This is a genomic window from uncultured Nitratireductor sp. (genome assembly GCF_913053745.1).
GTDB lineage: Bacteria > Pseudomonadota > Alphaproteobacteria > Rhizobiales > Rhizobiaceae > Nitratireductor.
This window is the reverse complement of the sequence record NZ_CAJXGF010000021.1, coordinates 1-18,672: the sequence shown is the minus strand read 5'-3', so window position 1 is coordinate 18,672 and position 18,672 is coordinate 1. Positions and strand designations below refer to the sequence as shown.

Sequence of the window (18,672 nt, the reverse complement as noted above, 5' to 3'; positions counted from 1 at the left end):
ATGATAAAGAAGCGTGTTTGCGCGTTCCCGGAGCTTAAAAACACAGGCCAGACTTGCCGCATGCGCCGGCAGTGGCTACATGTCGCAAAATTCCCGGCATGTGAAGCAGGCAACGGCTTGTTCCTCGCTTCCCGCTGCCGCGCTTAACACGGGCCAGGAGATCGGCATGCTCGCGCTTATCCAGACCATCATCATGGCGCTCGACATCTATTGGTGGCTGATCATCGCCTCTGCAATCTTTTCCTGGCTCTACGCCTTCAACGTTGTCAATCCACGCAACCAGTTCGTCGGTTCGATCGGCAACTTCCTTTTCCGTGTAACGGAGCCGGCGCTGCGGCCGATCCGCAACCTTCTTCCGGATCTGGGCGGCATCGATATTTCGCCGATCATTCTGCTGCTGGCGCTGTTCTTCCTTCGGCAGTTCATCCTCACAACGATCGCTCCCGCGCTTCTCTAAGCTCTTCTCGGATCGAGGCTGAGCGAGACGAGAATGGCGCCTTTCGAAAACCGGATCAGAATCCGTATGCGGGCACCCGAGCGCCAAAGGTGCGAAGAATGCCATTTTCTGCCGCTCCGGGCGCGGACCTCAGCACGCCCTGATCCGTGACGAATCCGCCCTGCTTCTACCGAATGGTCGATGGCGGATTGGAACTCTTCGTGCGCCTCACGCCCAAGTCCTCGCGCGACGCAATCGAGGGCGCAACAGAGACAGTGGATGGCCGAAGCCGTTTAAAGTTGCGCATACGCGCAGCGCCGGAGAACGGGAAAGCCAATGCGGCCCTCGAAAAGTTGCTCGCCAAGCAGCTCGGCGTTTCCGCGAGTGCCGTTTCGGTTACCGGCGGAAAAACCTCACGCCTCAAAACAGTGGAGATAAAGGGCGAGCGCGACGAACTCATCGCCCGCCTCACGATGCTCACCGCGCAGCGATAGGCGCTATGGAAAAAAACGTCTATGCTTGCCGCGCCTTACGAGGAGGAACATCGCCCATGCGACTGGCATTGACGGGATTCCTGGCCGCCGCACTTGCTGGCGCAGCTCAGGCCGCCGATATCGAAAGCGCCTATACCGAGGTGGACACGCAGGAGAATTGCGCCGCCTTTGCCGCCCCAGCGGGTGACGATCCCGGCGATTGGATCAACTTCGTCTGCACGGGATGGCGCGGTTATCCTGTGCTCATCTACTATGGCGATGCGCGCGAGTCGATTTTCTACGGCTTTCCGCCGGATGGTGACCTTGCGCCGGAATGGGAAAGCTTTGCTGGCTTCAACTCGACCGGATCGACCATCGAATGGCGCATCATGAGCGATGGCGATCGCAAATGGCCCTTCGCGACGATCCATCGCTGGTTCGTGGACGACGGTCTGGGCGTTGGCGACAAGATCGAGGTACTGGTGGTCGAAAAGGTCGGGCAGGTCTTCGGGCGCGAGGGTTGCGTGATCGGCTACGTCGTGGCGACCGGCAACGAAAACGCCAACGAGAAAGCCCGCCGCATCGCCGATGGGCAGGCCAACGATTTCGCTTGCGGGGCGGATCAGCCGGTCGTCGACGCCGGCGACGTTCCCGCCCCGATGAGTGCGGGTGGCGATGACGGCTGAGCCGCAGGCCCTTTCGTCTACGCGCTTGCCTTGGCCCGTTCGACGGCTTCGACGATCAGTTTTCGGGCGGCGTCCGCATCCATCCAGTCGCCGATTTTGACCCATTTGCCGGGCTCGAGATCCTTGTAGTGTTCGAAAAAGTGCTGGATCTGCTGCAGTGTGATTTCCGGCAGGTCGGTGAAATTCTTGACGCTTTCGTAGCGTCGTGTCAGGTGCGGCGACGGGACAGCGATGATCTTCTCGTCCTGCCCGGAATTGTCTTCCATTATGAGGACGCCGATCGGACGCACATTGATGACGCAGCCGGGGATGAGCTGGCGGGTGTTACACACCAGAACGTCGATCGGATCGCCATCGTCGGACAGGGTATGCGGCACGAAACCGTAATTGCCCGGATAGGTCATCGGCGTGTAGAGGAAACGGTCGACGACCAGCGTACCGGAGTTCTTGTCCATCTCGTACTTGATCGGCTGACCGCCAACCGGGACCTCGATGATGACGTTCACGTCTTCCGGCGGATTGTCACCGGTGGAGATGGCGTCTATGCGCATGGAGAAAGCAACCTTTGTTCTGGCAGGTTATGGCTGCCGAAGACCGGCAAGGCGGCCGACAAGGCCAGCCGGACGGGGCAGCCCGGAAATGGATGGCTGCCGCTTTATCGCGTCACGGCCTGCATGGCAATGCAGCGAATGGTGCAGTGCAAAAATTTGACACTATGCCACGTCGCGCCAAAGACGGACTCCAGACGTTCCGCCTCTAATCCCAGACGAAAGCGAGTTTGCGCAGCGCACGATGCTCGAAGACTTCGACACCTTCGGCTATGTCGCGTCCGCCGGCACCTGAATAGAACGCCAGCGCGGTCTCGTTATCTTCCAGAGCCCAGACGACCAGCCCCTTGAGACCGTGTGCCTCGAGCATGTCTCGCGCCGCCTGGAAAAGGCGACGGCCGAGTCCTATACCCTGATATTCCGGCCGCAGATAAAGCTCGTAGATTTCGCCTTCCTGCGTCAGTTCGCGGGCGCGATTGCGCCCCAATGTCGCATAGCCGGCAATCTCTCCGCCGATTTCGATCACAAGAACCGTGGCAGAGCGGCGAATCGCATTGCCCCACCAGCGCGGTCCACGCCGACCGATCATGCGCCCCAGCGCCTGATAAGGGATGATGCCGGTATAGGCGCCGCGCCATGCGCTGTCGTGGACCTCGGCCACGGCATCGGCGTCGTTCGGCTCAGCTCGTCTGATGTCGATCGTCAGCGTGTTCATAGTTTTTTAACCATAGCTGCGTCGGGTCGACATGCGCAAGCATTAGAGCGCTCATCTTTGCGGCCGCACGCAAATGGCCCAAAAGCGCTCAGATTTCCGTCAAACGGTCTTCGATTTCGTTGGGATTAAGTCGCCCGGCGGGAAAATGCCGGGAAAGCACCTCGCCAGCGTAGGTCACGGTCTCGACGAACCCGTCGGCGAGCGTGCCGCGACGCGCGTGGTCCAACATCAGCGCAACACCCTCGTTCCAGACACTTTGATCCACACAGACGTCGATTTCGTGATCCGCAACGATTTCCACATAGCGTTCCGCCAGGGAAACAAAAACAAGAACGCCGGTCCGCCGGTCGGTCACATGTATGTTGTGGGCGAAGAACTGGTTCTGAGCATTGTCATGCGCGCGACGGTATTTCAGCGCCTTTGGAATCAACGCCACCCGCAACCCATTGAACGCAACCACAAGCGCGGCAGCGGCAGCGAAGGCGGCGAGTTGTGCGACCGCGAAGATCACCGGATCGACCGGAATCCACCAATGCCGCAAAGCGAGCGCCAAAAACGGTCCGAGAATGAGAATCGCGAGAGCGACGATAAGGCAGGCGGGATAAAGATAGGGATCGCTGGACCGCGCCAACACGCAGTAGATTTCGCCCGACGTGTTGCGTTCGGCATCTCCGATGGCCCGGGCGATGCGCGCATGTTCCGCGCTCGAAAGTCTGTTGATCCGTCGCATCATTCTACCAGCTCCCCGAAGCGCCGCCGCCGCCGGACGAACCGCCACCGCCGGAAAAGCCACCGCCACCGCTGCTGGACGACCAGCCGCCGGATGAACGCCCGCCGGGCGATCCAATGCTCGACTTGTTGTAATCCACCGTCATTCCCAACCATTTATAGCGCTTCGGTCCGATTTTCCGGCCAAAGATCGGTGGCAGGAACGCCATGGCGAAACCGCCGAAAAAGAATGTGCTCCACACGATGAAGAACAGGATGACGGGCCACGGAAGACCGTTGTCCTCCTGCCGGTTGCGCCTGGCACGGGCCTCCAGCTCGGCAGCGTTGCCTTCCAGAACCATGACGATATCGTCGACGGCATCGCTGATGCCGGTGGAGAAATCACCGGCGCGGAAAGCCGGAACCATGGTGTTCTCGATGATAAGCTTGGAGTGCAGATCCGTCAGCGTGCCCTCGAGCCCGTAGCCCACTTCGATGCGCATTTTCCGGTCGTCGAGCGCAACGAGAAGCAGGACGCCGTTGTCCTCGCCCGCCTGTCCCAGGCCCCAGGCGCGAAACAGTCGGTTGGCGAACGGCTCCAACGCCTCTCCGTCGAGGCTGCGGATTGTGGCGACGACAATCTGATCGGAAGATCTTTGCTCGAAAGCCTCAAGCCGCTCGGTCAGCGAGGCTTCGGTTGCCGCATCGAGGATGTCGGCATTGTCGACCACCCGGCCGGTGAGCTGAGGAAGCGCAGCGGCAAGCGCGGACGCTACGAGCATCACGGCCAGACCGGTCATGAGCGCCTTGGGAATGCCCCGGCGCGCAGGCGCGATCAACACACGCAGAACGGCCTCCCCCATGCACCAGCCTCCGTCAGCCGCCGTTTCCGGCGCCAAAGTCTACCGACGGCACATCCATCTTGTCGTCCGGAATGGTGAAGGTCTCGTAGGGTTCGTTGCCGGTAAACCAGAACATCGCCCACAGCATGGAGGGCAGCGTCTTCAATGAAGTGTTATAAAGGCGCACCGCCTCAATATAGTCGCGCCGGGCGACCGCGATGCGGTTTTCCGTGCCCTCGAGTTGCGCCTGCAGGGCCAGGAAATTCTGACTGGATTTCAGATCCGGATAGTTTTCGACAACAGCCAAAAGACGCGACAGCGCGCCGGAGAGGCCCGCCTGGCTTTCCTGAAAGGCCTGGAAAGCTTCAGGATCGCTGAGCATATCCGGCGAGATCTGCACCTGAGTGGCTCGCGCGCGCGCCTCGACGACGCCTTCAAGAACGTCGCGTTCCTGCGCGGCGTAACCCTTCACCGTTTCGACCAGATTGGGAATGAGATCGGCGCGGCGTTGATACTGATTCAGCACCTCGCTCCAGGCCGCCTTGGCCTGCTCTTCACGCGTCGGGATGGTGTTGAACCCGCAGGCCGACAAAAGCGGCAGCATTAGGCAAAGGGCCAGAACGGAAAAAAGACCGCGCGAGGAAACGACGGCGAGCGACTTGTCAGTCGACATGAAGGAGCACCTCCGGAAGATTGGCTCTGGCGACATTAGAACATGGACCACTGATAGGAAACCAATTCCGATCAGCGGCTCCATGATGTACGGTCGACATGCACGTACTGGGACCGCACTGCAACGGGTTTTCGCATGGGATCAGCACAGAAACGGGATGAACGGGCGGAAACGGAATCGCGTCGCATCCTCGACCGGGTCAGCCGCGAGAGCGAAGGCAGTTCCATGATGACGCGCGCCCGCGATCACATCGCAGCCAGCGACGCGGAACAGAGCGACCCCATCGAATTGTGGGGAACACGCATCGGCCGGGCCATCGCGGTGACGGCCCTGACTGCACTCATCCTTTGGCTCCTCCTATACGTTTTCGGCATCATTGGCGGATAATGGACAACACCACCGACACACAGAACCGCGGCCAGGGGCGCGCCGTGATCGTCATTTCAAGCCATGTTGCGCGCGGCAGCGTGGGCAATCGCGCGGCCGTTTTTACGCTGGAAGCGCTCGGCTTTCCGGTCTGGGCAGTGCCGACCGTGATCCTGCCGTGGCATCCGGGACACGGCCCCGCCACACGCATCGTTCCGGATGCGACTCAGTTCGCACGCTTCATAAACGACCTTGAGCGCGCGCCGTGGCTGAACGAGGTCTCGGCCATCCTGACAGGTTATCTCGGCGGACCGGAACAGACTGCGGCAATCGCCGGACTCGTTCAAACCCTGAAGGCGCGCAACCCGCGGGCGCGCTATGTCTGCGATCCGGTTCTGGGCGACAAAGGCGGCCTTTACGTGCCGGAGGCGACAGCAGCCGCCATCCGCGACCGGCTGTTGCCGTTGGCCGATATCACGACGCCCAATCGCTACGAGCTTGCATGGCTCACCGGTACGGACATCGACGGTACGGAAACAGCCATCCGCGCGGCGCGTCGAGCGCCACCCGTCGAGGTGATGGTAACTTCCGCTCCCGCGAGCAGCGACGACCGACTTGCGAACCTGCTTGTGGGCGAAACGGGTGTCCTGCGCGCAGCGCATGACAGCATACCCAAAGCGCCCAACGGAACCGGCGACCTGACGGCGGCGCTCTATCTCGCGCGCCTGCTCGCCGGCGAAACCAGAGAAGAAGCGCTTGCCAAAACCACAGGATCGGTGGTCGCAATTCTTAACAAGGCCATCGAACGCGGCTCCGACGAGTTGATGCTCGAAACCGACCGACAGATTCTGACGAGGCCACAGGCAACAATCGAAATAGAACGTGTCTCGGACCCCCTTGCCGTCTCGCCCTGAGCGAACGGGACACTGGAAGCATAATCCGGATTGCCCACCACGCGTTTTGCCGTTATTCGAGAGCCCATGACCTATCTGCCAGAACGCCTTATCTCCGGCTACCGCAACTTCATGGCGGGCCGTTACAGCGCTGAAAGCGACCGCTATCGTTCATTGGCCAAGGAAGGCCAATCCCCGCAAACCATGGTCATTGCATGCTGCGATTCCCGCGCCGCTCCGGAAACGATCTTCGATTGCGGGCCCGGCGAACTCTTCGTGGTGCGCAACGTGGCCAATCTCGTTCCGCCCTATGCACCGGACGACCAGCATCACGGCACATCGGCGGCGCTCGAATTCGCGGTGCAAAGCCTCAAGGTGAAGCATATCGTGGTGATGGGCCATGGCCGCTGCGGCGGCATCGGCGCAGCACTCAACCCCTCGTCCGAACCGCTCTCGCCAGGTGACTTCATTGGCAAGTGGATGGGTCTCGTTGCCCCGGCAGCCGAGGCGCTTTCCGAAAATGCGCTGATGACGCAAGCCGAACGCCAAACGGCACTCGAGCGCATCTCCATTCGGTATCAGATCCAGAATCTGCGCAGCTTCCCCTGCGTGAAAATCCTGGAGGACAAGGGCAAACTGTCCCTGCACGGTGCATGGTTCGACATTTCGAACGGCGAGTTGTGGGCGATGAACCCAGAGACCGGCGATTTCGAGCGGCCCGAACTCGATTAGCGGACCTCTAGACGGGTCCGGGAGGGCTCGGACGCAAGGCTGTGGCCAATGTCGGCTCCGGCAATCTGTTCCAGATCAGCCATGAAACGATCGCGGCGGTTCCCAGCGTCGGGATGATGAGCAACATTGCCAGAACCGGATCGCCGATAAGTGCGGCGATGCTGCCGCCCGCAAGCCCGGTGCCCATCTGTAGAAAACCGGTGAGCGAGGACGCCGAACCCGCAATGCGCGGGAACGGTGCCAGACCCGCCGTCATCATGGCGGGCATGACGAAAGCGATGCCGAAAGCGTAAATCCCTACCGGCCCCATCACGCCAATGAAACTCGGTTCGAAGAGGCTAAGCGAGAAAATCAGAAGCGCGCTTCCGGTTCCGATTGCGACCAGGCCGATGGGCACAAGTTTGTAGGCTCCGAGCGATCTCATCAGAATCCGCGCCGCAACGGCACCGATGAAATACATACCCGATTGCGCCAGCATGCCGAAACCGAACTCTGCTGGCGTGAGCCCGACGCGGCTCATCAGAATGAAGGGCAGAACGGTCGCCTGCGTATAGAGGGCGCCCACAGCGCCGGCGATAACGAGGCTCGACAGCATGAAGTAGGCATTGCCGAGAAGGAGCCCGTAGGAATGAACGAGGGCCCTGGGGCTGATGCGCGAAACGTCGCGCTCGACCGTCTCGCGCATGCAAAAATGCACGACCAGGGCAATGATCGTCCCGGCAACCAGCATAAGAACGAAAATCGCATGCCAGCCGGCCAGCTGCATTGTCAGCCCGCCCAGGGTCGGGGCGAATGCGGGGCCGATCGCCAGGATAATGCCGATCAGGTTCATGATGCGGGCGGAGCTTTCATGGGTGAAAAGATCGCGCACGACAGCACGCGATACGGCGACACCCACGGCCGCGCCGAAACCTTGAAGGAACCGCGCCGCGATAAGTATTTCGATGTTGGGCGACATCAATGCGATGAGGCTCGCCACGACATAAATGCCTATGAATGCAAAAGTGACGGGCTTGCGGCCCAGTCCGTCGGATAGTGGACCGCAAAAAAGCTGCGCAAATGCAAAGCCGGCGAAATAAAGCGATATGGTCATCTTGACCGCCGCTTCCGTGGTGCCAAACGCCTGGACGATTTGAGGCAAGGCGGGCGTGAAAAGGGCCATGGATACGGGCCCCAGCGCAACCAGCATCGCACCGATAATGCTGACACGCCGCTCGCTCATGAGCGGCGAGACATCTTGACCCGGGGCATCGGCACGCACGTTCATATGCGCTCCTCCACGCGGGCATTGCCCGGTTTCTGCGACAAGGACGCGAGATTGGCCCGCACGATCTTGAGCTGATCCAGCATGGCGTCCCATTCCGTTTGGCTGAGGGAGCCCGCCGCTTTCTTGCGCACCTCGGCTCCGACCCGATCGATCGCCAGAAGAACGCCATCGGCCGCATCAGTGAGTTCGACCAGCTTGGCCCGCCGGTCCTTCGGGTCGTTCGCACGGCGAACCAGCGCTCGCGCTTCCAACCGGTCGAGATAACCGCTGAGGGTCATGGCTTCGACGCCCATGCGCTCGGCCAGAACATTCTGCCGGACGGCACCCGCACGTGCCGCATGCACGAGTGTGCGCGCTTCGCCGGGCGTTACGCCGATGCCCGCATCGGCAATGGCACGGTCCATTGTGCCTCGGATCAGGCGATAGATGTCGGTTACCAGAAAGCCGAAAGATTCCGGATTGACAGGATGCGCCATATCGTATGGATCCTTATAATAAGGAAGACTTAATATAAGCCATACATATAGTCATGCTTTATCGTCGTCAACACCGCCATTGCGTACAAGAGCCCCAGCGCCTACATCGCTACAACCGCTCAAAAACAACCCGGACCCACCATGCAAAAATCCGCGCCCATCGACCTTGCAACGCATCCGCTCACGAACTGGAACGGGCCGCATGGCTTACCGGATTTCATGGCCTTCGACGAAACCGCTTTCGCTCCCGTGTTCGATGCGGCGTTGGCCGCGCATGAAGCGGAGATCGCTGAAATTGCCGGCAATGCAGAACCGCCGAGCATCGAAAACACGCTTGCCGCACTGGAGCTTGCCGGTGATGCACTCTCGAAAGTATCGGCGATTTTCTGGTGCCGCGCCGGTGCTCACACCAGTGAAACGATTCAGACACTGGAACGAACGATATCGCCTCGCATGGCCCGGCATGTGTCCGCCATCTTCATGAACGATGTGTTGTTCGCCCGTGTCGACCAGCTTTACCGGCAACGTAAAGCGCTCGCCCTCGATGCGGAGACGGACCGCGTGCTGGAAAAGACCTGGAAGCGCTTCGTTCGCGGTGGCGCGCAGCTTGGCGCGACCGAGAAAGCGCGACTTGCAAAGATAAACGAAGAACTCGCCGGGCTCGGTGCGACATTCGGTCAGAACGTGCTCGCCGATGAAAGCGGCTGGGCGCTGTTTCTCGAAGAAGGGGATCTTCAGGGTCTCTCGGACGCACTGAAAAGCGCCATGGCCGAAGCCGCTGAAACGCGCGGCCAGAAGGGGCGTTTCGCGGCGACGCTTTCACGCTCGATCGCCGAGCCGTTCCTGGCCTCCTCGGAACGCCGAGACCTGCGCGAAAAGGTGTTCAATGCCTTTACAATGCGCGGTGAGAATGGCGGCGAAACGGACAATACGGTTGTTGTCGCGAAGACGCTGAAATTGCGCGCCGAAAAGGCGCGCCTTCTGGGCTATGAGACCTATGCGGCGCTGAAACTGGACGACACCATGGCCAAGACGCCCGATGCGGTGCAGGAGCTGTTGCAGCCGGTCTGGCGCAAAGCCCGGGAAAAGGCGGCCGAAGACGAGAAGGGGCTGGCCCGCCTCGCCGCCCAAGAAGGACACAATCACACCATTGAACCGTGGGATTGGCGCTACTATGCAGAGAAACGCCGCGCCGAGCGCTTCGCCTTCGACGAGAGCGCCCTGAAACCCTATCTGGCGCTCGAGAACATCATCGCCGCCGCATTCGATGTCGCGGGCCGGCTGTTCGGCCTCACCTTCGAGGAGCGCAAAGGCGTGCCGGCGTGGCATGAGGATGTGCGCACCTTCGCCGTGCGCAACGCCGACGGCTCGACGCGCGGCCTCTTCCTGGCCGACTATTTCAACCGTCCGTCGAAGCGTTCCGGCGCGTGGATGAGCGGTCTGCAGTCGGGCTACCGCCTGGGTAACGGCAAAATACCGATCATCTACAATGTGATGAACTTCGCCAAGCCGCCCAAGGGAAGCCCAGCCCTGCTTTCCGTCGACGAAGCACGCACGCTGTTTCACGAATTCGGCCACGCACTGCACGGGCTCCTGAGCGAGGTGACCTGGCCGTCGATCTCCGGCACCTCGGTGTCGCGCGATTTCGTGGAACTGCCCTCGCAGCTCTACGAACACTGGTTCACCGTGCCCGAAGTGTTGCAGAAGTTCGCCCTGCACCACGAAACCGGCAAGCCCATGCCACAGGCGCTTGTCGATAAAATGCGTGCCGCACGCACATTCGACGCCGGCTTCGCGACGGTGGAGTTCACGGCATCGGCTTTGGTCGACATGGCATTCCATAGCCAGGCGGACGCGCCTGAGGCGCCTTTGCGCTTCGAGGCCGAAACCCTTGAGAAACTCGAAATGCCGGATGCCATCGCCATGCGCCACCGCACGCCGCACTTCCTGCACGTGTTCGCGGGAGACGGGTATTCAGCCGGCTATTACTCCTACATGTGGTCGGAGGTGCTCGACGCCGACGCCTTCCGCGCCTTCGAGGAAGCAGGCGATCCGTTCGACCCGGAAACGGCGAAGAAACTGCGCACACACATTTACGCCGCCGGCGGCTCGGCCGATCCCGAAGATCTTTACAAGGCATTTCGCGGCCGAATGCCGACCCCGGAGGCGATGATGGAGAAGAAGGGACTGGCCTGATTCTGATTCGCCGCAGCTTGTCCGGCCTGCGTCATCCAGAGTTCAAACATCTGTCATGCAGTCGATAAGCGGCTGCAACAATCGGCCGCCAGATTGCCTCCCGAGAATCAACCAGTTCGAGGGAGACTGTCATGAAGACCTTTGCAACAGTGAGTACCCGCCGCGAATTCCTGATCGGAAGCGGCGCGACGGCGCTTGCCACCACGCTCGGCGGGCTCGCCACGCCCGCCGTTTCGCGCGCCGCCGCGCGCCCGGTGTTCACCCACGGCGTCCAGTCCGGCGACGTCGACACGACCAGCGGCATGATCTGGACCCGCACCGACCGGCCGGCCCGTATCCAGTTCGAGGTGTCGACAACCGAAAGCTTTGCCAACGCCACCCGTCTGCCAACCATGGACGCGCTTCCGGAAAGCGACTTTGCCGTCAAACGGCTGCTCGAGAATCTCGCATCGGACCAGGATATCTTCTACCGCATGACGGCTGTGGATCTGAACGACGTTTCCGCGAGTTCCGAACCGGTTGTCGGCCAGTTCCGTACGGCGCCCGCTGCGCGCCGCGACATCCGCTTCACGTGGTCGGGCGACACCGCCGGACAGGGCTGGGGCATCGATGAGGTCGGTATGAAGACCTACGGCACGATGGCCAACCATCGGCCCGATTTCTTCCTCCACTCGGGCGACACCATCTATGCCGACGGCCCCGTCCAGGAAGAGGTCGAACTCAAGGACGGCACCAAATGGATCAACAAGGTGACGACCGAGGAGAAAAGCAAGGTTGCCGAAACGCTGAACGAATTCCGCGGTCAGTGGAAATACAACATGATGGATGAGCACGTTCTGGCGCTCAACGCCGCCTGTCCGACCTTCTTCCAGTGGGACGACCATGAGGTGGTCAACAACTGGTCGGCCTCCAAAGACCTCTCAGAAGATGAACGCTACACCGAAAAATCCGTGGCGCTGCTACAGGCGCGCGCCGCCCGCGCTTTCCACGAGATGACCCCGATCCGCTATACTCCGGCCGAACCCGGCCGCGTCTACCGCAAGATCGCCTACGGGCCGATGCTGGATGTGTTCTTCCTCGATCTGCGCTCCTATCGCGGGCCCAACACAAACTCGATGCAGGAAGAACCGACTGACGAAGCGCGCATCCTGGGCGACGCACAGATGCAGTGGCTGAAGCGTGAGCTATCGAACTCGCGCGCAACCTGGAAAGTCATCGCTTGCGACATGCCGATCGGCCTTGTGGTGCGCGACGGCGACAACATCGAAGCCATCGCCAACGGAGACAACGGCCCTGCAAAAGGCCGCGAGCTGGAGATCGCCGATTTGCTGCGATTCATCAAGAACGCCGGCATCGACAACACCGTGTGGCTGACCGCCGACGTCCATTACACGGCGGCCCACTACTACAATCCCGACAAGGCCGACTTCCAGGACTTCAATCCGTTCTGGGAATTCGTCTCCGGCCCACTGCACGCCGGCACGTTTGGCCCCAACGATTTGGATCAGACCTTCGGCCCGGAGCTGAAATACGTAAAAGCCCCCAGCGAAGAGCAGGGCGCCAACCTGCCGCCGTCCGCCGGTTTCCAGTTCTTCGGTCTCGTCGATATCGAGGCCGCCACGGAGCAAATGACCGTGCGGCTCATGGATCGCGACGACAACGAGCTCTACAGGATGACACTCGATCCTGTGCGCTCCGCCTGAGACGCATCCCACGATCTTCAACCGGGGCCTTCACGCCCCGGTTGTTTGTTGCGCGATTTGCGAAATCTACGCCATAGGATTGCCGTACTGTCCAAATTGTTGGAAAATCATCCCCAATTGGTCGCACTGAGAGAAATTGCATCTTTCCCGGGCACGCATTAATTACGCTGTAACGCTGATACCTTGGAGAGCATGATGGACCAGACACGCGCGTCCCTGGAAACCGAAACATCGGCAAACGTCGCTCCTGTTCGCCCCGATGTAACGGTGTTTTTCGACCAGCGAACCTTTTCGGCACAGTATGTGGTGGCCGATCCGGCGACCGGCAAATGCGCAATCATCGATCCCGTGCTCGACTTCGACGAAAAATCCGGCGCCACATCGACGGAAAACGCCGACAAGCTCCTCGCTTTCGTCCGCGAAAAAGAGCTGACGCTCGAATGGATCCTCGACACCCATCCCCATGCAGACCATTTCTCCGCGGCAGGCTATCTGAAGGACAAGACCGGTGTGCCCATCGCCATCGGCGAAAAAGTGGTCGAGGTTCAGAAGCTCTGGAAGTCCATCTACAACTGGCCGGACTTCAGGGCGGACGGCTCGCAATGGGACCGGCTGTTTACCGACGGTGAAACCTTCACAATCGGCACCATGCCTGCGAAGGTCATCTTTTCGCCCGGCCACACGCTCGCATCGATCACATATGTGATCGGTGACGCTGCCTTCGTCCACGACACCCTGTTTATGCCGGATTCGGGCACGGCGCGATGCGACTTTCCCGGCGGCAGCGCGAAGCGGCTCTGGAAATCGATCCAGGACATCCTCAGCCTGCCGGGCGAGACTCGTATCTTCGTCGGCCACGACTACCAGCCGGGCGGCCGCGAGCCACGCTTCGAAAGCACAGTTGCCGAACAAAGAGCCGCCAACAGCCACATCTCGAAGTGCGAAACGGAGGCCGAGTTTGTCGCTGTCCGCGAGGCGCGCGACAAGACGTTGCCCATGCCGAAGCTCATCCTCCACGCACTCCAGGTGAACATGAACGCGGGACGGCTTCCGGCGCCGGAGGCGAATGGCAAGCGCTATCTGAGGTTCCCGCTCGATGCACTCGAGGGCGCGGCCTGGAGTTGATCGGGCGCGCGCACCGGGCTGGTCACTGTACCCTTTCGCAAATGCGAAAAAACCTGTATGAGCGCGGCAACGCAACTGGCCGCGCCACGCCTTTCGCGCGCCTACCGACCCCAAAAGAGCACACATGAAACTGCGCAACATCGCGATCATCGCCCACGTTGACCATGGGAAAACGACACTCGTCGACGAGCTTATGAAGCAATCCGGCGCCTTCCGCGACAACCAGCGTGTCGCCGAGCGGGCCATGGATTCCAACGACCTGGAAAAAGAACGCGGCATCACCATTCTCGCCAAAGCCACCTCGGTGGAATGGAACGACACCCGCATCAACATCGTCGACACGCCCGGCCACGCCGATTTCGGCGGCGAGGTGGAGCGCATCCTCTCCATGGTGGACGGTGCCGTGCTTCTGGTGGACGCGGCCGAAGGCCCGATGCCGCAGACCAAATTCGTGGTCGGCAAGGCACTCAAGGTCGGCCTTAAGCCCATCGTTGCCATCAACAAGATCGACCGGCCCGACGCCCGCGCCGACGAGGTCATCAACGAGGTGTTCGACCTATTTGCCGCACTCGACGCGACAGACGAGCAGCTCGACTTTCCCATTCTTTATGGCTCCGGTCGTGACGGCTGGATGAATTACGAACCGGAAGGCCCCAAGGACCAGGGTCTTGCCCCGCTGTTCGATCTGATGCTCAAACATGTGCCCGAGCCGACAACCGAGCCCGGCCCCTTCCGCATGATCGGCACCATTCTGGAGGCCAATCCCTTCCTCGGACGCATTATTACCGGGCGCATCGCCGCCGGCTCCATCAAGCCGAACCAGTCGGTCAAGGTGCTTCATCACGACGGCACGCTGCTGGAAAACGGCCGTATTTCAAAGATCCTCGCCTTCCGCGGCCTTGAGCGCCAACCCATCGAGGAAGCCCAGGCGGGCGACATTGTCGCCATCGCCGGCCTCTCGAAGGGCACGGTCGCCGACACATTCTGCGATCCATCCGTCAACGAGCCGATGGAGGCCCAGCCCATCGACCCGCCGACCGTGACCATGAGCTTTATTGTCAACGATTCGCCGCTGGCCGGCACAGAAGGCGACAAGGTGACAAGCCGCGTGATCCGCGACCGCCTCCTGAAGGAGGCCGAAGGCAATGTGGCGTTGAAGATCGAGGAAGCCGACGACAAGGATTCTTTCTACGTCTCCGGCCGCGGTGAACTGCAGCTTGCAGTTCTCATCGAGACCATGCGCCGCGAGGGCTTCGAGCTTGCCGTTTCGCGCCCCCGCGTTGTGATGCAGAAGGATGAAAGCGGCCAGCTTCTGGAACCGATCGAAGAAGTCGTGATCGATGTGGACGAGGAGCATTCCGGCGTCGTCGTCCAGAAGATGTCGGAACGCAAGGCCGAGATGGTGGAACTGAAGCCGTCGGGCGGCGACCGCCAGCGTCTTGTCTTTCACGCGCCCACGCGTGGTCTGATCGGCTACCAGTCGGAACTACTGACCGACACGCGCGGCACGGCCATTATGAACCGGCTGTTCCATGATTATCAGCCCTACAAGGGCGAGATCGGCGGTCGCGTGAACGGCGTTTTGATCTCCAACGACGATGGCGAGGCTGCAGCCTACGCGTTGTTCAACCTGGAAGATCGCGGCCCGATGGTGATCGACGCCGGCGTTAAAGTCTATCACGGCATGATCATCGGCATTCACTCCCGCGACAACGATCTGGAAGTGAACGTGCTGAAGGGCAAGAAGCTGACCAATGTCCGCGCCGCCGGCAAGGACGAAGCCGTAAAGCTGACACCGCCGATCCGGATGACGCTGGAGCGCGCGCTCTCCTGGATCCAGGACGACGAGCTGGTGGAGGTGACGCCGAAGTCGATACGCCTGCGCAAGCTCTATCTCGACCCGCACGAGCGCAAGCGCTTCGAAAAAAGCCGCGCCGGCGCCGCTTGAGGTATGAATGCTTTCCGGCCAGGTTGCTCGCGCATGAATGACTTGGCCGAAGCGCTCTATACCGACCCAGCTGTCGCACAGTTCTACGATTTTCGCGGCGCTGCGCGGCCAGACCTTGCTTTCTGCAGAAAACTCGCCGGCGACTGCCGCTCGGTTCTCGATCTCGGATGCGGAACCGGCGAACTGGCGGCGCTGCTGGCCGAAAACCGCCGCGTCGTCGGGGTCGATCCCGCAGCTGCCATGCTCGATATTGCGCGCACCCGCCCGAATGGCGGAATGGTGGATTGGATCGAGGGCGATGCGCGCACGATCCGGCTTGATAACCGTTTCGACATGGTGCTCCTCACCGGTCATACGTTTCAGGTTTTCCTTACGGAGGTTGACCAGCGCGCGGTAATCGAGACCGTCGCCGCACACCTGAAACCGGGCGGTCGCTTTGTCTTCGACAGCCGCAATCCGGATTTTCCCGGTCGAAAGACCCGAACGAAAGACGAAACGCGACGCCGTTTCACACATCCCCGGCACGGTGAGATCGAGGCATGGAACGAATCCGTTTTCGACGACGCGACGCAAACACTCAGCTATCGAAACAGCTACTGCATCCGGAAGAGCAGCGAGGTTCACACGGCCACGGCACGCATTCGCTATACACCAAAGAACGTCATAGCAGCGCTGTTGCATGACAGCGGGCTCAAGGTCGAACGGTGGTTTGGGGATTGGTCCGGCGTGCCTTTCGATACAACGTCGAAAGAGATCATTCCGCTTGGACGCGGGCTGTCACTGTAGCTTGTTGAATGGCGCGATAGCGTGAATCTGGCATCGGCACTGGAGCCAATCGCCCGCCACCAACAAAGGTTTTCTCCTGATGACGCCCGGCCTTATACGCAGCCGGCTTGACAGTCTTCAAACAAGGCGCACTAATCGCTTTTCGATTTTGGAGGAGTTCCCAAATGGACCCGGCGTTCCTGCTCACGGCGCTTATCGTCGTGCTCATCCCCGGCACCGGCGTGCTCTACACGCTGGCCATTGCACTGGGTCGCGGTGGGTTGGCTTCCGTTTCGGCGGCTCTCGGCTGCACGCTGGGCATCCTGCCCCATATCGCCGCCGCGATCCTCGGTATCGCCGCCCTGTTGCATGCCAGCGCAATGCTGTTCCAGATCGTGAAATTTGCCGGCGTGCTGTATCTCCTATGGATGGCATGGGGAGCGCTGAAAGAGAATGGCATGTTGAATGCCGAGCCCGACCGCGCCGCGATCCCCCACCGGGACATCGTTCGTCGCGGTTTCCTGATCAACATTCTGAACCCGAAACTGTCGATCTTCTTCCTTGCCTTCCTGCCCCAGTTCATACCCGCCGAAAGCGCCCTGCCCGCGCTCGACATGGCCTGGCTCGGTTTCGTCTTCATGGCCATGACTTTCGTCGTCTTCGTCATCTACGGACAGATGGCCTCACTGGTGCGAGGCAGGGTTTTGTCGAGTCCCACCATCATGAAGTGGCTGCGCCGTTCCTTCGCGGCGGCGTTTGCCGCGCTCGGCCTGCGCCTGGCCCTTTCCACACGGTGAAACCATGGACATTTCCGCTCTCGTCATCTTCGCCGGTGCGTTGCTTGTCGCGGCCGGTTCCCCTGGCCCCAGCATCGCGGCACTGGTCGCACGCGTGATCGCACGCGGCTGGCGCGACGTTCTGCCTTTTCTGGCAGCGATGTGGATCGGCGAGGCGGTCTGGCTTTCCTTCGCCATCTTCGGACTGGCCTTTGTTGCCGAGAGCTTTCACATGGCCTTTGTCGCGATCAAATATGCGGGCGTCGCCTATCTGCTCTATCTCGCCTGGAAGATGTGGACCGCACCGGTGGATACCGATTGCGAAACCCTGCCCAATGCCGGTTCACGCCTGCGCCTCTTCTTCACCGGCATGGCGGTAACGCTCGGCAACCCGAAGATCATGATGTTCTACCTGGCACTCCTGCCCACCATCATCGACGTCGCATCGGTCACGCTGATCGGTTGGGCGGAACTGACGTTCACCATGGTGCTCGTTCTGATCGCCGTGGATGCCGCCTGGGTGCTTGCCGCCACACAGGCGCGCAAACTCTTGAAAAGCCAGCGCGCCATGCGCATCGCCAACCGCACCGGCGCCTCGATGATGGCGGGTGCGGCAGCGGCCATCGCAACGCGTTAGTCCTCCTCGCCGATCCACTCGATCCAGCGGCCATGGAAATCGCAGCGCGCCAGATCGCGACGGTTTCCGTCCGGCCACAAGGTGAGCGAGACCAGCGCGAAGGGCTCGCCAGTGTCTGCCGGTTCCATACGCAACCAGGCGATGGGGGCACCGCGCGCCGTGCCCGCCGACGCCAGTGCGGCCTCGATGCGCAGGCGTGTAGCAGCCGGCAAATACTGCCACATGATCGAATGGAAGAGGACGAGAACCCGGTCAGGCCGACGCTGGGCGAGTGCGGTTTCGAGAAAACCGAAGGCATCGGTTCTTTCTGGCACCAACGGTTCTCCACCGGCGAGTTCGACGGCCGCCTTCATCCGCGCGAGCCGTGCCGTCTGATCCGGCCAGATATAAGATGCAAGCCGTAGGCGCTCCCCCGCATCCGAGACGTCGATAGGCGCAATATCGCTACCGAAGCGCGTGGCAATATCGAGCGCGCCGGAAAGATCCGGCGCATTACCGCGCAGCTCAGGCACAAGTTTCACCGGTGAAGCAGCATCACCCCATTCGCTTTCGCCGTAGCGATAGTGGAACCGGTCGAACAGCAAGTTCAGCCCCGCGCTCGAGCCGATCTCACGGAGATCGAGCGGTAGGCCGGTCTCGCGGGCGATTGTCAGGAATCCCGGCAGGAGCATGGCCGCGCGGCCGATCTCATTGGTCTGCGGCGGGCT

21 protein-coding genes are annotated in these 18,672 nt (G+C 61.0%); 13 read left to right on the top strand and 8 right to left on the bottom strand.

Features of this window, described 5'->3' with window-relative positions; translation table 11 throughout:
• The first annotated feature begins 166 nt into the window (after positions 1-166).
• From QZ638_RS05565 to QZ638_RS05555, 3 genes are all read left to right on the top strand, one after another.
• Positions 167-457 (top strand): YggT family protein, encoded by a 291-nt coding sequence (locus tag QZ638_RS05565; protein WP_295807921.1) that lies wholly within the window; start codon positions 167-169, stop codon positions 455-457.
• A gap of 173 nt (positions 458-630) precedes the next feature.
• Positions 631-930, top strand: coding sequence for a DUF167 family protein (locus QZ638_RS05560; protein WP_295807919.1), 300 nt, complete (start codon positions 631-633; stop codon positions 928-930).
• A gap of 56 nt (positions 931-986) precedes the next feature.
• A complete protein-coding gene (locus QZ638_RS05555) occupies positions 987-1,595 on the top strand; it encodes a hypothetical protein (RefSeq protein WP_295807890.1) in 609 nt (202 codons plus the stop codon).
• 17 nt (positions 1,596-1,612) lie between these two features.
• Here the strand turns inward: QZ638_RS05555 and ppa are convergent, their stop codons facing one another.
• From ppa to QZ638_RS05530, 5 genes are all read right to left on the bottom strand, one after another.
• The gene (gene ppa / locus QZ638_RS05550) at positions 1,613-2,146 is read right to left on the bottom strand and encodes an inorganic diphosphatase (RefSeq protein ID WP_295807889.1); all 534 of its coding nucleotides are present in this window, start codon (positions 2,144-2,146) and stop codon (positions 1,613-1,615) included.
• A 205-nt stretch (positions 2,147-2,351) separates the two neighbouring features.
• Positions 2,352-2,858, bottom strand: coding sequence for a GNAT family N-acetyltransferase (locus QZ638_RS05545; RefSeq protein ID WP_295807887.1), 507 nt, complete (start codon positions 2,856-2,858; stop codon positions 2,352-2,354).
• An 88-nt stretch (positions 2,859-2,946) separates the two neighbouring features.
• Positions 2,947-3,591 carry a TPM domain-containing protein gene (locus tag QZ638_RS05540; protein WP_295807886.1) on the bottom strand — a complete coding sequence of 215 codons (645 nt, stop codon included), beginning with the start codon at positions 3,589-3,591 and terminating at the stop codon, positions 2,947-2,949.
• A 1-nt stretch (position 3,592) separates the two neighbouring features.
• Positions 3,593-4,429 carry a YgcG family protein gene (locus QZ638_RS05535; protein ID WP_295807884.1) on the bottom strand — a complete coding sequence of 279 codons (837 nt, stop codon included), beginning with the start codon at positions 4,427-4,429 and terminating at the stop codon, positions 3,593-3,595.
• Positions 4,430-4,442: 13 nt separating this feature from the next.
• On the bottom strand, positions 4,443-5,081 hold the full coding sequence (locus QZ638_RS05530) for a LemA family protein (RefSeq protein ID WP_295807883.1): 639 nt from the start codon (positions 5,079-5,081) through the stop codon (positions 4,443-4,445).
• A 135-nt stretch (positions 5,082-5,216) separates the two neighbouring features.
• Between QZ638_RS05530 and QZ638_RS05525 the strand changes: the two genes are divergently transcribed.
• The 3 genes from QZ638_RS05525 (at position 5,217) to QZ638_RS05515 (ending at position 7,072) form a co-directional block, all read left to right on the top strand.
• Positions 5,217-5,468 (top strand): hypothetical protein, encoded by a 252-nt coding sequence (locus tag QZ638_RS05525; protein WP_295807881.1) that lies wholly within the window; start codon positions 5,217-5,219, stop codon positions 5,466-5,468.
• Positions 5,468-6,361, top strand: a complete 894-nt coding sequence (gene pdxY, locus QZ638_RS05520) for a pyridoxal kinase PdxY (RefSeq protein ID WP_295807879.1) — start codon at positions 5,468-5,470, stop codon at positions 6,359-6,361. Before QZ638_RS05525 ends, pdxY begins: the two co-directional genes overlap by 1 nt.
• A gap of 66 nt (positions 6,362-6,427) precedes the next feature.
• Positions 6,428-7,072: a carbonic anhydrase gene (locus QZ638_RS05515; protein WP_295807877.1), complete on the top strand. Its 645-nt coding sequence runs from the start codon at positions 6,428-6,430 to the stop codon at positions 7,070-7,072.
• A 7-nt stretch (positions 7,073-7,079) separates the two neighbouring features.
• On the opposite strand, the gene QZ638_RS05510 is transcribed toward QZ638_RS05515, so the two are convergent.
• Both QZ638_RS05510 and QZ638_RS05505 read right to left on the bottom strand, forming a co-directional pair.
• On the bottom strand, positions 7,080-8,339 hold the full coding sequence (locus QZ638_RS05510) for a multidrug effflux MFS transporter (protein WP_295807874.1): 1,260 nt from the start codon (positions 8,337-8,339) through the stop codon (positions 7,080-7,082).
• The gene (locus QZ638_RS05505; protein WP_295807872.1) at positions 8,336-8,815 is read right to left on the bottom strand and encodes a MarR family winged helix-turn-helix transcriptional regulator; all 480 of its coding nucleotides are present in this window, start codon (positions 8,813-8,815) and stop codon (positions 8,336-8,338) included. The genes QZ638_RS05510 and QZ638_RS05505 overlap by 4 nt, the downstream gene beginning before the upstream one ends.
• Positions 8,816-8,956: 141 nt before the next feature.
• Here QZ638_RS05505 and QZ638_RS05500 point away from each other — a divergent pair, with 141 nt between their 5' ends.
• The 7 genes from QZ638_RS05500 to QZ638_RS05470 all read left to right on the top strand — a co-directional run bounded on the left by QZ638_RS05500 (position 8,957) and on the right by QZ638_RS05470 (position 17,965).
• Positions 8,957-11,011 carry a M3 family metallopeptidase gene (locus QZ638_RS05500; RefSeq protein WP_295807870.1) on the top strand — a complete coding sequence of 685 codons (2,055 nt, stop codon included), beginning with the start codon at positions 8,957-8,959 and terminating at the stop codon, positions 11,009-11,011.
• A gap of 131 nt (positions 11,012-11,142) precedes the next feature.
• Positions 11,143-12,714, top strand: coding sequence for an alkaline phosphatase (locus QZ638_RS05495; RefSeq protein WP_295807868.1), 1,572 nt, complete (start codon positions 11,143-11,145; stop codon positions 12,712-12,714).
• A gap of 195 nt (positions 12,715-12,909) precedes the next feature.
• A complete protein-coding gene (locus tag QZ638_RS05490; protein ID WP_295807866.1) occupies positions 12,910-13,839 on the top strand; it encodes an MBL fold metallo-hydrolase in 930 nt (309 codons plus the stop codon).
• Between the two features lie 124 nt (positions 13,840-13,963).
• Positions 13,964-15,787 carry a translational GTPase TypA gene (gene typA / locus QZ638_RS05485; protein ID WP_295807864.1) on the top strand — a complete coding sequence of 608 codons (1,824 nt, stop codon included), beginning with the start codon at positions 13,964-13,966 and terminating at the stop codon, positions 15,785-15,787.
• 33 nt (positions 15,788-15,820) lie between these two features.
• On the top strand, positions 15,821-16,573 hold the full coding sequence (locus tag QZ638_RS05480) for a trans-aconitate 2-methyltransferase (RefSeq protein WP_295807862.1): 753 nt from the start codon (positions 15,821-15,823) through the stop codon (positions 16,571-16,573).
• Positions 16,574-16,737: 164 nt separating this feature from the next.
• Positions 16,738-17,349 (top strand): LysE family translocator, encoded by a 612-nt coding sequence (locus QZ638_RS05475; protein ID WP_295807861.1) that lies wholly within the window; start codon positions 16,738-16,740, stop codon positions 17,347-17,349.
• A 4-nt stretch (positions 17,350-17,353) separates the two neighbouring features.
• The gene (locus QZ638_RS05470) at positions 17,354-17,965 is read left to right on the top strand and encodes a LysE family translocator (protein WP_295807860.1); all 612 of its coding nucleotides are present in this window, start codon (positions 17,354-17,356) and stop codon (positions 17,963-17,965) included.
• Here the strand turns inward: QZ638_RS05470 and QZ638_RS05465 are convergent.
• On the bottom strand, positions 17,962-18,672 hold a 711-nt coding region (locus tag QZ638_RS05465; RefSeq protein ID WP_295807858.1), incomplete at its 5' end, for a DUF2332 domain-containing protein. The two genes, QZ638_RS05470 and QZ638_RS05465, sit on opposite strands and share 4 nt — an antisense overlap.

Bases quoted from the DNA above. Each gene is read 5' to 3' on its own strand.
- QZ638_RS05565 (WP_295807921.1), top strand. From the start codon at position 167: ATGCTCGCGCTTATCCAGACCATCATCATGGCGCTCGACATCTATTGG.
- QZ638_RS05560 (WP_295807919.1), top strand. From the start codon at position 631: ATGGTCGATGGCGGATTGGAACTCTTCGTGCGCCTCACGCCCAAGTCC.
- QZ638_RS05555 (WP_295807890.1), top strand. From the start codon at position 987: ATGCGACTGGCATTGACGGGATTCCTGGCCGCCGCACTTGCTGGCGCA.
- ppa (WP_295807889.1), bottom strand. From the start codon at position 2,146: ATGCGCATAGACGCCATCTCCACCGGTGACAATCCGCCGGAAGACGTG.
- QZ638_RS05545 (WP_295807887.1), bottom strand. From the start codon at position 2,858: ATGAACACGCTGACGATCGACATCAGACGAGCTGAGCCGAACGACGCC.
- QZ638_RS05540 (WP_295807886.1), bottom strand. From the start codon at position 3,591: ATGATGCGACGGATCAACAGACTTTCGAGCGCGGAACATGCGCGCATC.
- QZ638_RS05535 (WP_295807884.1), bottom strand. From the start codon at position 4,429: ATGGGGGAGGCCGTTCTGCGTGTGTTGATCGCGCCTGCGCGCCGGGGC.
- QZ638_RS05530 (WP_295807883.1), bottom strand. From the start codon at position 5,081: ATGTCGACTGACAAGTCGCTCGCCGTCGTTTCCTCGCGCGGTCTTTTT.
- QZ638_RS05525 (WP_295807881.1), top strand. From the start codon at position 5,217: ATGGGATCAGCACAGAAACGGGATGAACGGGCGGAAACGGAATCGCGT.
- pdxY (WP_295807879.1), top strand. From the start codon at position 5,468: ATGGACAACACCACCGACACACAGAACCGCGGCCAGGGGCGCGCCGTG.
- QZ638_RS05515 (WP_295807877.1), top strand. From the start codon at position 6,428: ATGACCTATCTGCCAGAACGCCTTATCTCCGGCTACCGCAACTTCATG.
- QZ638_RS05510 (WP_295807874.1), bottom strand. From the start codon at position 8,339: ATGAACGTGCGTGCCGATGCCCCGGGTCAAGATGTCTCGCCGCTCATG.
- QZ638_RS05505 (WP_295807872.1), bottom strand. From the start codon at position 8,815: ATGGCGCATCCTGTCAATCCGGAATCTTTCGGCTTTCTGGTAACCGAC.
- QZ638_RS05500 (WP_295807870.1), top strand. From the start codon at position 8,957: ATGCAAAAATCCGCGCCCATCGACCTTGCAACGCATCCGCTCACGAAC.
- QZ638_RS05495 (WP_295807868.1), top strand. From the start codon at position 11,143: ATGAAGACCTTTGCAACAGTGAGTACCCGCCGCGAATTCCTGATCGGA.
- QZ638_RS05490 (WP_295807866.1), top strand. From the start codon at position 12,910: ATGGACCAGACACGCGCGTCCCTGGAAACCGAAACATCGGCAAACGTC.
- typA (WP_295807864.1), top strand. From the start codon at position 13,964: ATGAAACTGCGCAACATCGCGATCATCGCCCACGTTGACCATGGGAAA.
- QZ638_RS05480 (WP_295807862.1), top strand. From the start codon at position 15,821: ATGAATGACTTGGCCGAAGCGCTCTATACCGACCCAGCTGTCGCACAG.
- QZ638_RS05475 (WP_295807861.1), top strand. From the start codon at position 16,738: ATGGACCCGGCGTTCCTGCTCACGGCGCTTATCGTCGTGCTCATCCCC.
- QZ638_RS05470 (WP_295807860.1), top strand. From the start codon at position 17,354: ATGGACATTTCCGCTCTCGTCATCTTCGCCGGTGCGTTGCTTGTCGCG.